This is a genomic window from Streptomyces sp. TLI_55 (genome assembly GCF_900206255.1).
GTDB lineage: Bacteria > Actinomycetota > Actinomycetes > Streptomycetales > Streptomycetaceae > Streptomyces > Streptomyces aquilus.
The window spans coordinates 153,803-166,908 of sequence record NZ_OAOJ01000002.1; the positions used below are offsets into that span (position 1 = coordinate 153,803).

Annotated in this window: 12 protein-coding genes; 6 read left to right on the plus strand and 6 right to left on the minus strand. The window is 70.3% G+C overall.

The features are described from left to right. Positions 1-152: 152 nt before the first annotated feature. Positions 153-581: an organic hydroperoxide resistance protein gene (locus CRP56_RS43655; RefSeq protein ID WP_097275337.1), complete on the plus strand. Its 429-nt coding sequence runs from the start codon at positions 153-155 to the stop codon at positions 579-581. A 320-nt stretch (positions 582-901) separates the two neighbouring features. On the opposite strand, the gene CRP56_RS43665 is transcribed toward CRP56_RS43655, so the two are convergent. Continuing rightward, positions 902-1,807 carry an SGNH/GDSL hydrolase family protein gene (locus tag CRP56_RS43665; RefSeq protein WP_257042213.1) on the minus strand — a complete coding sequence of 302 codons (906 nt, stop codon included), beginning with the start codon at positions 1,805-1,807 and terminating at the stop codon, positions 902-904. Positions 1,808-2,028: 221 nt separating this feature from the next. Between CRP56_RS43665 and CRP56_RS43670 the strand changes: the two genes are divergently transcribed. Genes CRP56_RS43670 through CRP56_RS43680 form a run of 3 tightly spaced genes read left to right on the plus strand, consistent with a single transcriptional unit; the run spans position 2,029 to position 4,630 of the window. Then, positions 2,029-2,475, plus strand: a complete 447-nt coding sequence (locus CRP56_RS43670; RefSeq protein ID WP_097275742.1) for a VOC family protein — start codon at positions 2,029-2,031, stop codon at positions 2,473-2,475. A gap of 50 nt (positions 2,476-2,525) precedes the next feature. After that, entirely contained in the window at positions 2,526-3,983 is a 1,458-nt protein-coding gene (locus CRP56_RS43675) for a dihydrolipoyl dehydrogenase family protein (protein WP_097275343.1), read from the plus strand. Further along, a complete protein-coding gene (locus CRP56_RS43680; RefSeq protein ID WP_097275345.1) occupies positions 3,980-4,630 on the plus strand; it encodes a GPP34 family phosphoprotein in 651 nt (216 codons plus the stop codon). The genes CRP56_RS43675 and CRP56_RS43680 overlap by 4 nt, the downstream gene beginning before the upstream one ends. Before the next feature lie 313 nt (positions 4,631-4,943). On the opposite strand, the gene CRP56_RS43685 is transcribed toward CRP56_RS43680, so the two are convergent. The 3 genes from CRP56_RS43685 to CRP56_RS43695 all read right to left on the minus strand — a co-directional run bounded on the left by CRP56_RS43685 (position 4,944) and on the right by CRP56_RS43695 (position 7,116). Then, positions 4,944-5,516, minus strand: a complete 573-nt coding sequence (locus CRP56_RS43685) for a hypothetical protein (protein WP_097275347.1) — start codon at positions 5,514-5,516, stop codon at positions 4,944-4,946. Positions 5,517-5,790: 274 nt separating this feature from the next. Next, a complete protein-coding gene (locus CRP56_RS43690; protein WP_097275348.1) occupies positions 5,791-6,555 on the minus strand; it encodes an MBL fold metallo-hydrolase in 765 nt (254 codons plus the stop codon). A gap of 105 nt (positions 6,556-6,660) precedes the next feature. Beyond that, positions 6,661-7,116, minus strand: a complete 456-nt coding sequence (locus tag CRP56_RS43695; protein WP_107484060.1) for a YbaB/EbfC family nucleoid-associated protein — start codon at positions 7,114-7,116, stop codon at positions 6,661-6,663. A 132-nt stretch (positions 7,117-7,248) separates the two neighbouring features. Here CRP56_RS43695 and CRP56_RS43700 point away from each other — a divergent pair, with 132 nt between their 5' ends. Further along, positions 7,249-7,647: a 6-pyruvoyl trahydropterin synthase family protein gene (locus CRP56_RS43700; RefSeq protein ID WP_097275352.1), complete on the plus strand. Its 399-nt coding sequence runs from the start codon at positions 7,249-7,251 to the stop codon at positions 7,645-7,647. Between the two features lie 27 nt (positions 7,648-7,674). On the opposite strand, the gene CRP56_RS43705 is transcribed toward CRP56_RS43700, so the two are convergent. Next, positions 7,675-11,763, minus strand: a complete 4,089-nt coding sequence (locus CRP56_RS43705; RefSeq protein WP_097275354.1) for a discoidin domain-containing protein — start codon at positions 11,761-11,763, stop codon at positions 7,675-7,677. Positions 11,764-11,938: 175 nt separating this feature from the next. Between CRP56_RS43705 and CRP56_RS43710 the strand changes: the two genes are divergently transcribed. After that, entirely contained in the window at positions 11,939-12,442 is a 504-nt protein-coding gene (locus tag CRP56_RS43710; protein ID WP_097275356.1) for an MEKHLA domain-containing protein, read from the plus strand. A 75-nt stretch (positions 12,443-12,517) separates the two neighbouring features. On the opposite strand, the gene CRP56_RS43715 is transcribed toward CRP56_RS43710, so the two are convergent. Beyond that, the gene (locus CRP56_RS43715; protein WP_373559783.1) at positions 12,518-12,955 is read right to left on the minus strand and encodes a cupin domain-containing protein; all 438 of its coding nucleotides are present in this window, start codon (positions 12,953-12,955) and stop codon (positions 12,518-12,520) included. Between the last annotated feature and the right edge of the window lie 151 nt (positions 12,956-13,106).

Sequence of the window (13,106 nt, forward strand, 5' to 3'; positions counted from 1 at the left end):
GCCGGCACATGAACCGGCAAAGCCGCCAGTCACCGCCTTGACTGGTGATGCTGACGACTGCCATGATTGCGTCACCGCCTCAACCGGTGACATGAAAGGTGTCCTGGTCAGAAGCGCATACGGACCTTTCGACCCAGATGGGGAGCACAGTCATGGCAGTCAGCTACACCGCCGTCGTCAACGTCGACGGAGAGGGCCGCAACGGCGGTCACGTCCGCTCCTCCGACGGCCTGCTGGAGACGACCCTCGCCCTTCCCAAGGAGCTCGGTGGCGCCGGTACGGCCACCAACCCCGAGCAGCTGCTGGCCGCCGGCTGGGCCGCCTGCTTCCTCGGCGCCCTGCGCCGCGCCGCCACCGGCCGCAAGATCCGCCTCACCAGCACGAGCATCACCGCCGACATCACCCTCACCCACGGCGATGACGGCGAGTTCTCCCTCTCCGCCGTCCTCAACCCCGTGCTCGGCGGCGTCGACGACGCCACCGCCCAGGAACTCGCGGACGCCGCACACCAGATCTGCCCGTACTCCAAGGCCCTGCGCGGCAACATCCCGGTGACCATCAACGCCAGCGCCGCCGCCTGAGAGCCCGACCATGGTCTCCCTGACGCACATACGTGTACGGGCTGCCGAGAAACGTCGCGCACACTCCCGGCGCGCCTCCGATGAACATGTTTCCGGTGAGCGTGCCACCGCCGAGCAGATACCTCGACGTGGCCCGGTCTCCGAGGGGGGCCATGACTGGCCGACGGACACGCAGGTGTGGGGCTGGGCGGAGAGCACGGTGCTGGCCGGGTACGGCCCCGGGCCCGCGAGCCTCCTCTGACGGGTGCCCCGACACAGGGGAGGGCGGCCGGACCGGGCACCGGCTCGTGCCGGACCGACCACCCCGCACCGCAAAAACGTCAGTGACGGTGACCTGCGAGAACACCATCAACCGCGGTCGCCATCATGCTCTCGCCCATGGCGTTGGGATGCACCGGCGCCGCCGGGGTCTCGGGGGCGAAGGTCTCGATCCACCGCTCGCCGGCCGGCTTGCAGAGGTCGTGTCCGACGGTCGGCGTGTACGTGTTCACGTACTCCGCCCCACCGCGGCGGGCCTGGCGGGCCAGCATCGCGTTGAGTCCCTTCTCCTTGTCGCGCAGCCACGCGAAGTCACCCGCGGCCAGCGGCACCGTGCTGCTGGTGCAGCCGACACCGTCCTCGGGGAACAGGTCGGGGTAGCCGACCACCACGACACGCGCGTGCGGCGCGCGGCGGTGGATGCCCCGCAGCACCTGGGCGACCTTCGGCCCGGTCGCGGAGATCGCGTCCGTGATCTGGTCCGTGCCGCTGCCCGCGAAGTAGGCCTGGCACGGGGCGCCCGCCGGGTTGCCCGAGGTCAGATGGGCGCAGGTGCCCAGCACGGTCGAGAAACCGATGTCGTTGCCGCCGATGGTGACCGTGACCAGGCCGGTGCCTCGGTTCAGGGCGTCGAGCTGCGCCGGCACACCCTCGGTCTGCGAGGCCGTCATGTCCTCGGTGGTGGCACCCGCGCAACTGACGTCCGTCAGCCTCGCGGAGTGCGAACGTGCCACCAGCGAGGGGTAGTTCTGGTCGGAACGCTGACAGGTCGCGTCGACCTGGGTGGGGACGAGCGGCGCGGAGGCGTAGGAGTCGCCGAGGGCCACGTAATCCACCCGGTGCCTGCTCTCCGTGCCGGTGCTCGCCGCGGCCGTACCGGCCGGGGCGAGGGCGGCTCCGGCGGAGAGGAGGGCGGCACCCACCGTCAGCGCGCGGCCGGCGCGCGAGGCGGGGAAAAGTCTTCTCAAGATCTGTCCTTCCGTGTTCGGTCCGGGCCCCCGCACCGGGGACCCACCAAACACACGTATCTCACAGCCGTCCGGTGCGCTGGCTTCGGTAACGAATCGGCCAACGCACTGCGAGACCCACCGTCACTTGACTGAGGCGACACATGTCGCCCCCGGCCCACACTGAGCGCACGGCGCCCGTCGGCGCGGGGCACCACACCATCGAAAGCGAGAACACAGCCATGGACATGAAGCTCGAAGTCGTCATCCTGCCCGTCTCCGACGTGGACCGGGCCAAGAGCTTCTACGTCGAGCGGCTCGGCTGGCGCCTCGACGCCGACTTCCCGATCAACGACGGCTACCGGATCGTCCAGGTCACCCCGCCCGGCTCCGAGTGCTCGATCATCTTCGGCGAGGGCCTCACCCGCCAGGAGCCGGGCACGCTCCACGGCCTCCAGCTGACCGTCACCGACATCCTCAAGGCCCAGGAGGAGCTGACCTCGTACGGCGTTGAGGTCTACGGCCCCTTCCGCGACGAGACGGGCGCCTTCCACCACGCCGGTGACACCCACCGCGTCCTGGGCCTGCACCCGGAGCGGGCCAGCTACGGCACGTTCGCCGCCTTCAAGGACCTGGACGGCAACGAGTGGTTCCTCCAGGAGGTCACCGAGCGAGCCCCCGGCCGCTGACACGACCCACCCCCTACCCATCCGCCCGGCACACAGCCCCCGGAGGACACATGCCGACCGACAACATCCGCACGTACGACGTCATAGTGATCGGCGCTGGCCCGGTCGGTGAGAACGTCGCGGACCGGACCGCCGCCGCCGGTCTGAGCACCGTCATCGTGGAGAGCGAGCTGGCCGGTGGCGAGTGCTCGTACTGGGCCTGCGACCCCAGCAAGGCCCTGTTGCGCCCCGCCCTGTTCCGAGCCGACGCCGCGCACGTGCCGGGGCTCGACCCCGCCGTCAAGGGACCGCTGGACGTCGCCGCCGTCCTGGCGCACCGCGACCGCATGGCCGCGCACTGGAAGGACGACGACCAGGTCGACTGGATCAAGTCGGTTGGCATCGATCTCGTGCGCGGGCATGGCCGGCTGACCGGTGAGCGCGAGGCGTCGGTGGTGACCCCCGACGGCGACACCGTACGACTGCGGGCCCGGCACGCGGTCGCCGTGTGCACCGGCAGCCGTGCGGCCCTGCCACCGCTTCCCGGCATCGAGGAACTGCGCCCCTGGACGAGCCGGGAGGCCACCAGCGCCCAGCAGCCGCCCGGGCGCCTGGTGGTCGTGGGCGCCGGTGTGGTGGGCGTCGAGATGGCCACCGCCTGGCAGGCCCTGGGCAGCCAGGTGACCCTGCTGGCCCGTGAGGACGAACTGCTGCCCCGCATGGAGCCCTTCGCGGGGGAGCTGGTCACCGAGCGGTTGCGGGAGGCCGGAGCGGACGTACGGTTCGGCGTCTCCGTCGTGGATGCCAAGCGGGCGGACGGCGAGGACGGCCAGGGCGGCGGCGAGGTCCGGGTCTGGCTCTCGGACGGCACCGAACTGACCGCCGACGAGATCCTCTTCGCCACAGGCCGCGCCCCGCGCTCGGAGGACATCGGGCTCGACACCGTGGGGCTGGAGCCGGGTGAGTGGCTCACCGTCGACGACAGCCTGACCGTCACCGCGGTGCCGGGGGAGTGGCTGTACGCCGTCGGCGACGTCAACCGGCGAGCACTTTTCACCCATCAGGGCAAGTACCAGGCCCGAGTCGCCGGTTCCGTGATCGTTGCCCGGGCGCGGGGCGAGCAGCTGGACACGGGCCGTTGGTCGCCGCACAGCGGCACGGCCGACACCGTGGCAGTCCCCGGCGTCGTCGTCACCGACCCTCCGGTCGCGAGCGTCGGCCTGACCACGCGGGAGGCCGAGCGTCTCGGCCGGGACGTCGAGGTTGTCGACTACGATCTCGGGCGCGTCGGGGGGGCCATCCAGTACCGCCCTGACTACCGGGGCAGGGCCCGCATCCTGATCGACCGGGAGCGTGAGGTCGTCGTCGGCGCCACTTTCGTCGGACCCGGCGTGGACGAACTGCTGTATTCGGCGACCGTCGCCATCACCGGGGAGGTGCCGGTCGCACGCCTCTGGCACGCCGTACCCGCCTTCCCCACCATCAGTGAGGTGTGGCTGCGCCTGCTGGAGACCCGGAGGGACTCATGAGCACCGCGCGCGACCTCGTGCTCGTCGCCCTCACCTTGCCGACCGGCGACATCGCGGGCCAGGGCGACCTGTCGCTCGCGCTCGCCGGAGCCGAAGCGATCGACCTGTTGCGGCGCGGGGCACTGAGCCTGGACGGTGACTGCATGGTCCCCGGTCCTCGGGTGGTGCCCGGTCCGCGGACGGTGTCCGACGACCCGCTGCTGGACCAGGCGGACGCCACCCTTGTCCGGCACGAGCCGTACGAGACGATTCACGAGTGGCTGTGGCGTCGCGGCGACGACCTCGTGCCGGCCTACGCCGACGCCCTGGAGCGGGCAGGACTCGTCGTTCATCCGCACGGCCACAGGCTCCGGCTGCTGTCCGGGCCGGCTGTGCCGGCCGATACGCAGGAACGCCGCGAGGCGGAGGAGCGCAGGGCATCCGGCGAGCCCGTTCTCAACGACTTGCTGGCGGCCTTGGGAGTCCAAGGCGCGGCGATCACTGAAGGCAGAGAGGACGAGCGGCCCGAGAGTGAGGACAGCTCCCTCGACGACGACGTCACGACCGTGCTGGCCGCCGTCGGTGACGCGGTGACGGAGCTGGCGGCCGCACGCCTGCGGCGGGACGTGGAGAGCGCTGCGTTCGACAATGTGTGGCGCGGTTGGTAGATGCCGTCCGCGGTTGCGCGAGTGAAGGTTCCGACCTCGGCGCTGATCGCGGTGAAGGCGTCCGGGTCGGCCCGGACTTTCGAGAGTGTGGGGGCCGTTCTGCGAGCGCCAGGCGACCTCGAAGGGCGAGTACGGCCGCATGCTCGTCCACGAGAAGATACGTGTTTGTCTCGGCGCGGTTGCGGTGCCTCGCCCGTCCCACGAAGGATCGTCCCGCACGTCGTTGTCCCGCGAAACGATGGGTCGCGCCCGGTGCGTGTCACCGACCTGGCCGCGCATCACCGCTCGTGGGACAACGGGACGAGCGGACGATTCAGTCGGAGCTGTCGCCGTCCGACGCACCCGGCTTGATCAGGGTGTACATGACGGAGCGCTGCTGCTTGTGACGCCGGATACGGCCCTTGGCGACCAGGGACTCAAGGGTGTTCCGCACCACCTGCGGGGTGGGGTTGCGGTCCGGGTGCTTCTCGAGGAGCTCGTCGCGCAGTTCTTTCGCCAGCCGCGGTTCCTCGTACTGACCGAGCAGTTCCGCCAGCAGGTCACCGAGCAGAGGCTGACGCGACTTCCCCTTCGCGCCGGCCTTCGCCGTCCTGCCGGTCGGAGTGCTCTTGGCCGACGCCGAGCGTCGGGGCGCCGCCCCGGTGGACGTTTTCTTCGCCTTCGCAACAACGGGCTCGTCCTGCAACTGCTCGGGCAGCCGGGACGCGTCGGCGAAACCCTCGTACCGCTCGGCGAGGTTCAGGATGTCCGCGAGGAGGGCCTCCTCCTGCTTCAACACGGAGATCCTCTCCGCCAGCTCCTGCTGTCGCCGACGGTTCTCCTCCAAGTCCGATGCGGCTTGTGCTACGTACCGCGATCGGAGCGTGGCGGCTGATTGGCTGGTCACAACCGTTCACTCCCTCGATATGGATGACGTTGCGCATGGTACCCACGGCGAGGGACTCGTGTGGATAAGTGTCAACGTCAGATGGTTCCTCCGACATGCTCACTCCTCACGATAAGCGCTGATGTGCCCCTGCATAGAGGAAGTGTGGCTGTTCTTCGGTTTGCCTCGAGTTTCCACCGGGTCACTCGCACGAGGGCACCCTCGAACGTACTGCCCGGTAAGTGTGTGGTTGAACCGCCGGTGGCCGGGTTCCGCCGTCCGAGGGAGCGATCGGTCACCTGCTCGCGCGCTCGCGGGCCGTAGCGGCGGCCTCTTTCGCCGGGCCGCGATGCGCGGGTCCGTGGCCGGGCAGCAGAAGGCCCGCGTCCAGGTTCTCCAGCGTGGTCAGGGAGTCGAGAGCCCGCGCCCGGTCGGTGTGGAACATCTCGGGCAGCAGTTGGGGACCGCTGATCCGGGACGTGGGGTGCGCGGTGACGAGGGCGTCGCCGGTGATCAGGATGCCGCTCTTGGGCAGGTGATAGGCGCAGTGCCCCTTGGTGTGCCCGGGTGTGTGCACGGGAACCGGGGCTCCGGGCAGGTCGAGGGCGCCCGCTGCGGGGAACGCCTGTGGCTCGCAGACCGGCACGTGCGTGGTTCCGCCGGCCCGCAGGGCGTGCACGGCCCACGGCAGTACCCCGGGCCGCCAGGCCTGCCCCAGCACCTGTCCCACGGAGACCTGGTCGAGGAAGTCGCGGCGGGCGTGCGGCACCTCCTCCGGGTGCATGAGGACCGGCACCTCGTACGCGGCGCGCAGATGCTCGGCCGCGCCGATGTGGTCGTTGTGGGCGTGCGTGATCAGTACGGCGGACACGTCGCGCGGTCCCAGGCCGAGCGTCGCGAGGGACCCCAGCACGGCGTCGCGGTCGCCGGGGTAGCCGCTGTCGACGAGGGTGCAGCTGGCTCCGTCCTTGATGATCACCCAGTTCGTGTTGCTGCCGGACACGAGAAACACATTGCTCTCGACCTGGACGATGTCGTCTGTACGTGGGGATGTGGGCATGCTCGTTCCGCTCCTCGGTTGTTGCACAGGCGCTGTCCGCTCGACAGCGCAGTAATGTATGTGCAGTGAACGTAGTAGGTGTGTTGGGTCCTGTCCGGCCCGGCGTCAGACACACCTGACGGCGTCGCACACTGAGTCCGTCAGCGCCATGACGGCCGCCCGCAGGTCCGGCGGCAGGGGGGCGTGCGGCGAAAAGGAGCGACGGCCCCACAACGGCCGCTGCGGCCGTGGTCCTGGCGTCTCCCGGGCGGCCTGGACCGGCAGCCCTGCGCTGGTCATCGCAGCCGACAAGCGGGCCGCGACCTCGGCCTGCGCCGTGCCCAGGGCTTCCACGACGCTGTCGCCGAGCTGGGCGGGCGGCATCTGCCGGAACCGCTCGCCGACGAACCTGATACTCGCAGGGCAGCCGTCCACGCCCACCGTGACCTGCACGACCTCGTCCCGGGAGCAGGCCGTGACCGACAGAGCCCTCAGCTGCTCCCGTGTTCTGGTCAGCGCTGCGTACCGCTGGGCGAAGTCGGCAAGGGCCTGCTCCAGGCGTCTCACCGGTGGTGTCTCCATCGTCCTCCTCAGCCGGTGCGGCCACCCGACACACCAGGGACACGAGAGGATCTCACATTTGGTTCACACGTGAACTTACGTGTGTGCGGTTATATTGCTCATCGTTGAGCGCACACCTCGTTTGGAGTCCTCTTGTTCAGCATCACGGTACGTGACCACATGATGGTCGCCCACAGCTTCCGCGGTGAGGTCTTCGGGCCCGCCCAGCGGCTGCACGGGGCGACGTTCGTCGTGGACGCGACGTTCCGGCGCCCGGAACTGGACGACGACAACATCGTCGTGGACATCGGGCTGGCGACCGCTGAACTCGGCAAGGTGATCAGCGAGTTCAACTACCGCAACCTCGATGACGAGGAGCGGTTCCGGGAGGTCAACACCTCGACGGAGTACCTGGCCAAAGTGATCGCCGACCGCCTGGCCGAGGCGATCCACGCGGGGACGCTGGGGGAGGGGGCCCGGGGAATCCGCGAGGTGGCCGTGACCCTGCACGAGTCGCACATCGCGTGGGCCAGTTACGAGCGCGGCGTCTGACGCCGCTCCCCGGGCCGTCTGGTCGTATCAGCCGCGTGCCGTGATCGGCGCCGTGTTGTACCCCTCGACCCGCAGCTTCGGCCGGCCCGACGGCAGGGCGGACGCGGGCCAGGACAGGGTCACCGTGCGCTTCTCGTCGGGCAGCAGCCACAGGTAGTTGTCGTCATAGAGGGTCGGCAGGACGCGGGATCCGCCCTCGTCGAGCAGGGAGAGCCGGACCATCGCGGCGACCATGGACCCGCGGTTGCGGACCGTGGCCGTCGTCGTCCTCCGGTCGCCGTCGTGGGACACCTGGCTCATGGAGGCCGTCAGCTTCGCCCGCTGGACCTGGTCGAGAGCCCGCAGTGCCTCGGGGGTGCGGCAGCGCCAGTAGGTGTTGCGGGACAGGAGCCTGCCGTCGGCGTCTTCCATGGTCAGCCGCAGCAGGTGCAGGTCCGGCAGGTCGTCCGTGGGCGCCGCGGTGAAAGCGGTCGCCGAGGCGGCGGGATTTACGTCCACGCGCGTGTGGCGAGTATCGGCGACACGGCGGCCGGACAGGTCGTACGTCTGGGCCGTGACCGTCGCGCCCCGCAGCGCCTCCCGCGTGTGGTTGACGGCGATGACCTGCCACTTCACCGGATCGGCCTGGACGTGCAAGGGCTCGCAGGCGCTGCGGCAGCCGAAGTAGGCGCCGTTGACGTCGAAGTCGTAGTCGTAGGTCTGCCAGACCGTGCTGTGCCAGGCCGGGTGGGACATCCACAGCATCAACCCGCTGGCGTTGTCCCACAGATGGGCGTTCCAGGCCTCGAACATGGCACGGAAGTTCTCGTAGTTGACGAACTGCGCCTTGCGCGTGAAGTCGTCCAGGTCGCGGGCGGTGCCCAGCCGGGTCTCGACGGCCGCCTTGTAGTGCTGCGGGGCCTGGTTGCCGCGCTCGCTCCAGTCGTGGTGGTACCAGGCGCCGCCGATCGGCCACTCCGGTCCGTCGTCACCGACCATGGCGCGGGTGCTGGCCGCCGTGGAGACGACGGGCATGCCGATCTCGGTGTGGAAGCCGAAGTCCTTGCTGCCGTAGGTGGCGGGGTCGAAGTACTTCTCCGGCTCTACCCAGCCGTACGGGCCGCCGCCGGTCACGACACCGCCGGCGGAGTTGCTCTGGTAGAGCAGTCCCGGAGCCTGGCTCTCGACCGCCTTGCGCATGCCCTCGTCGATCGCGGCGGGCGGGTTGCCCTCATTGGCGCCGCACCACACCGCGATGCTCGGGTGGCTGCGGTAGCGCAGCACGGTGTCGCGGGCCACGGACACGAACGCCTCGTGGTCGGGCGGGTCCATGCTCCAGGCGTTGGGGAAGTCGTTCCACACCAGGATGCCGTGCGCGTCGCAGGCGGCGTAGAACTCCTCGCGGTTGCTGCTGCCGACCCAGTTGCGGATCATCGTGAAGTTCATGTCCTGGTGCATCCGCACCGCCGCGTCCATCCGCTCGGCGGGCATCCGGCGCAGCAGTTCGTCCCAGCCCCAGTTGCCGCCGCGCACGAACACCCGGACCCCGTTGACGCTGATCTTCAGCGGATCGGGGGTGTTGCTGACGGTGGTGACATCGGTCCAGGTGTCGCCGTCGTCGGAGACCTGGATGACGTACGTCTTCGGGTACGCCTGCTCCCAGACGACCGCGACCCGGTCGAAGCGCCGGGCGCTGCCGAGGTCGACCTGGAGCCACTGGTGGTCCTCGTAGGCGGAGGACCAGCGGGTGCCGGGGTCGCCGTCGGTGGCGTGGGCGGCCGGGTGCCCGTCCTCCTGGCTGGAGGCGGTGGCCTCGCGGTGCAGGGCGAGGTCGGTGCCGGGTGCGGCGCTGTCGATGACGGCCAGGGACCACAGGGAGTTGCCCCAGCTGGTGTTGCGGATGCCGCAGGACAGGCGGACGTAACGGGCCGTACGGGCCTCGAAGTCGGTGATCCTGAGGCTCGCGTCGCCGCTGTTGAACGGCAGCGGGACGGCCGTGTTGTCGACGGACGCGGCGTCCGTCCACTGTTCGCCGTCAATGGAGATCTGCACGGTGAAGGTCCGCGCGTAGGCCTGTTCCCAGACCAGGTCGATCCGGTCGAAGGACTGCACCGAGCCGAGGTCGACGCGGATCCACTGGTCGTCGGCGAAGGCGGAGGACCAGCGGGTGCCGGGGTCGCCGTCGGTGACGTTGGCCGCCGCGTGGCCGTCCTCGTCGGTGCTGGACGCCTCGGCCGGGGCGTGCAGGGCGAGGTCGGTGCCGGGGCGGGCGCTGTCGAACACCGACAGGGTCCACAGGGAGCTGCCCCAGCCGGTGGCCCGGGTCAGGCAGCGGACGCGGACGTGGCGGGCCTCACGGGTGCCGAGCGGGATGGTCTGGGTGTAGGCGTCGGAGGACGGGGTGAACTTCAGCGGGGTGTCGTACTCGTAGCCGAACTGCCGGATGCCGAAGCGGGTGGTGCGCCGGTCGCTCTCGGCGCCGCCGGTCCGGACGGTCAGGGTGAGGTCGTGCAGGGCGGGCTCGCCCAGGCCGTTGGGCCACCACAGCTCGGGGTCGCGCACCCGCAACGCCGCGAACGCGTCCGGAGCGAAGGTGACAACGATGTCCTCGCCCGCCGCAACGGTGACCGTGCGCGAGACGCGGACATCGTCGAACTCGGCGGTGACCGTGGCCTCGTGGGCGGCGGTGTCCGCGTTGCGCACCGGGACCGTCAAAGTGAGCTCGGCGACCGACAGGTCCGGCAGACCGGGGAGCACGGTGTCGACGCGCGGGTCACCGAGGACGATGTGGCCGGTCGATCTCAGCCGCACATGGTTCCAGATGCCGGCCGCGCGGTCGCGGACGGCGGGCATCCAGTCCCAGCCCGAAGAGGCCGGGTACGTCGGTGAGTTGAGGTTCATGGTGTTGGCTCCGGCGTCCACCCAAGCCTCGCCCGCCGGTCCCTTGTCGCCGGGGCTGCCGGGCGTCGGCATGGGCGAGACGCGTACGGCGAGCGCGTTGTCGCCGTCCTTGGCGAGGAACTCGGTGATGTCGAGGGCGGAGCGGGCGAAGGGAAAGGTCACCTCGCCCGCTCCCTGTCGGTTGAGCCAGATCTCGGCCTTGTGGTTGACGCCGTCGAACTCCAGCCAGATGTGCCGCCCTTGGCCGGTGCGCAGACCACGGGGCAGGGTGAAGGCACGCCGGTACCACCAGGAGTGGCGGGACAGCGCCTCGGGGATGCGCAGGTTGTTCAGGCCCTTGACCGGGTCGGGCAGCTTGCCCTGGTCCACGAGGGAGGCGAGAACGGTGCCGGGGACGGTCGCGGGCAGCCAGCGGCTGGTGTCGACGCCGGTGCGGGACAGGGCCGCGCCGTCACCGTCCGCCCAGTCGTCCAGGGTGAGCGTCCAGCCCGACTCCAGCGGCACCGTGCCGTCGGCGGCCGTCGAGAGCCTGGGCGCCTCGCCGTGGTGGGTGCCCCAGTCGGTCCAGCCGGTGGCCTTCGGGCGGTGGGCGGGAGCGGTGCCGTAGACCTCGAAGCCGTTGAGGCCGAGGGGGTTGGGGTGGGAGCGGCGGCGGGCCGTCAGGCGCACCCAGCGGGCCGTGACCGGGACCGGCAGCGGGATGTCCACCACGCCACCGGTGCCGGCGGTGGTGCGGTAGACGCTGGTCCACGTCTTGTGATCGCGGGAGGTCTCTACGACGAACTCGCGGGCGTAGCTGGAGAGAATCTCCTTGCCGGTGGTGCCCTGGCGTGGGTTGCCACTGGTCGGAGGGGTGAAGACCGGGTCGCTCGCGTCGGCCTCGAAGGTCAGCCGGACGCGGTCGACACGGCAGTCCGCCTGGAGGTCGACCTCGATCCACTGCGGGTCGCCCACCTCGGCACGCCAGCCGGTGCCGCGCACGCCCGGTGCGGGCAGCGCGTCCACGACGAACCCGGCGGGGGTGGGCGCGTAGGCCTGCGAGGAGGCCCGGACCGGGCGGTAGGCGGCGATCTCACCCGGTGCGGACGGAGTGCCGGTGCCGGTCGCGCTCGCGGGTGTGGCGTCGGCCGTCGACGTGAACGCCGTGCCGAGGCCGAAGCCCGCCAGCAGGGTCGAGCCTGCGGCGACGACGGTGCGGCGGGAGGTGTGTCCCGAGGAGCGCGACTGATCGGGCATTGTAATCGTCCCATCACAAGGTGTGAGTGAGCGGTGGCCTGTGGTTGCCGGCGCGGCTGGCCCGCGTGCAGCTGACAACGTTGCCATAGGCTGTTGCCGCGAACACTTCTGTGTCAAGGCCCTTGACGATGGCAAAAACCTTCAGCCGTGCCCGACAGGAAACATGTGAACCCTGATGACTCCCTTTGACCGCGCCGCCGCCCCATTGGCACTGCCCGCGCCGCCCGCCGACCCCGCCTTCGCCGACCTGCTGCTGACCAGCCATCGGCGGCTGGTGGGCGAACCGTTGTCCCCGTCGGCGCGGGCGGCCGGTCCGGACGCCGCTCGGTGGCTGTACGAGCAGGCTCCGTTCGGGCTGCTGGCGCATGACACGTCGGCCGACCCGTGCTTCGTCTACGCCAACCGCACGGCGCAGCGCCGCTTCGGCTACTCGTGGGACGAGTTCGTCGGCCTGCCCTCCCGGCTCTCGGCACGCCCCGACGGCCAGGAGGAACGCGACGCCTTCGTACGCGCCGTGTCGGCGCAGCACTATGCCACCGGCTACCGCGGGATACGGATCGGCAGGAGCGGCACGCCCTTCTGGATCGAGGACGTGACCATGTGGGACCTGATGGACCCCGCGGGGCGGATCCACGGTCAGGCCGCGGTGTTCCGCTCCTGGTCGCCCGTGGACGACTGAGGGGGGCGGCAGGCACGTCGCACGTCGAGCCCGCCACGGGGATGCCGTGGCGGGCTCGACGTGCGCGGGGCGTGGTTACTGGAAGTCGCAGCCCGGGTTGGGGGCGTCCTCCGACAGCGGGGCGCCGTGCGGCAGGACGTAGAGGACGTCGAGAACGACGTCGGTCTTGCCGAGGTTGCGGCCGATGTGCACGTGGTCGGCGCCGGACGGCTCGGTCAGGGAGTTTCCGGCCCGGTAGACGCCGTCGGTCCGGCAGTCCGAGTCGAAGTGGCTGAGGGTGCCGTGCTGGACGAAGCCGTAGAGGGTTCCGTCGTGGTAGTGCCAACCGGTGCTCTGACCCGGGGGGATGGTGATCTGGCGGAGGATGTAGTCCGTGTCGCCGATGGTGGTCTGGGAGATGATCTTGCCGGTCACGCCCGGTCCGGCCGGGGTGGCGAACGCGGTGCTCGCACCGAACGACAGACCGACGGCGGCGGCAATGGTCACACCCAGTCGCAGCAGGTTCTTACGCAAAGTGGTCTTCTCTTTCAGGTGACGCCTCCCCGCGACCCTCTCACATGTGTTTGATGACGAAGCACTGCACACGTTGCGATTGAGTCAAGGCGCCTCGGCGGCACGTGACATAGAACTCATGGGGGGCGATTGTCGGGAACCTGTTAGGACG

Excerpts from the sequence above, each read along its gene's own strand:
- CRP56_RS43655 (WP_097275337.1), top strand. The coding sequence starts at position 153 with ATGGCAGTCAGCTACACCGCCGTCGTCAACGTCGACGGAGAGGGCCGC.
- CRP56_RS43670 (WP_097275742.1), top strand. The coding sequence starts at position 2,029 with ATGGACATGAAGCTCGAAGTCGTCATCCTGCCCGTCTCCGACGTGGAC.
- CRP56_RS43675 (WP_097275343.1), top strand. The coding sequence starts at position 2,526 with ATGCCGACCGACAACATCCGCACGTACGACGTCATAGTGATCGGCGCT.
- CRP56_RS43680 (WP_097275345.1), top strand. The coding sequence starts at position 3,980 with ATGAGCACCGCGCGCGACCTCGTGCTCGTCGCCCTCACCTTGCCGACC.
- CRP56_RS43690 (WP_097275348.1), bottom strand. The coding sequence starts at position 6,555 with ATGCCCACATCCCCACGTACAGACGACATCGTCCAGGTCGAGAGCAAT.
- CRP56_RS43695 (WP_107484060.1), bottom strand. The coding sequence starts at position 7,116 with ATGGAGACACCACCGGTGAGACGCCTGGAGCAGGCCCTTGCCGACTTC.
- CRP56_RS43705 (WP_097275354.1), bottom strand. The coding sequence starts at position 11,763 with ATGCCCGATCAGTCGCGCTCCTCGGGACACACCTCCCGCCGCACCGTC.
- CRP56_RS43710 (WP_097275356.1), top strand. The coding sequence starts at position 11,939 with ATGACTCCCTTTGACCGCGCCGCCGCCCCATTGGCACTGCCCGCGCCG.